Genomic DNA, 354 nt, shown 5'->3' with positions numbered 1-354 from the left:
CATAACTTTTTCTAGCGGAAATTTAGATCCACTGCCCATACACTTGACAAACCCACCATCGCCTCTAGATGCAAGCATCCCTTGTTCTTTCGGTTTTAAACAAATACCTACTTTAGGATTATCGAACCCTTCAATTCTAATATAATCAATCGGGTCATCTGGTGTGTCTAAATAAATACATAATAACTGTGAGGGGATTTCGCTGTTCCATAAGTTTCGAGCCTTTTCGTATGGAATATCTTTGCGCAAACAAAAGTACACAATATTTTTATCTCGGATTGCACAACCAGTAAAAATATATCCCTTGATATATTTGGCCCAATGTTTATTAGTTATATACTCCATTATCTTTCT

The 354-nt window shown here is 35.6% G+C and carries 1 pseudogene; it reads right to left on the bottom strand.

Going from position 1 to position 354, the window contains the following annotated elements:
• Nucleotides 1–345, bottom strand: a pseudogene (locus tag HMPREF0693_RS18230) (hypothetical protein); the annotation flags it as partial.
• Nucleotides 346–354 lie beyond the last annotated feature (9 nt).

This window comes from Proteus mirabilis ATCC 29906, from assembly GCF_000160755.1.
Classification (GTDB): domain Bacteria; phylum Pseudomonadota; class Gammaproteobacteria; order Enterobacterales; family Enterobacteriaceae; genus Proteus; species Proteus mirabilis.
This window is presented reverse-complemented; position numbering and strand designations above follow the sequence as displayed.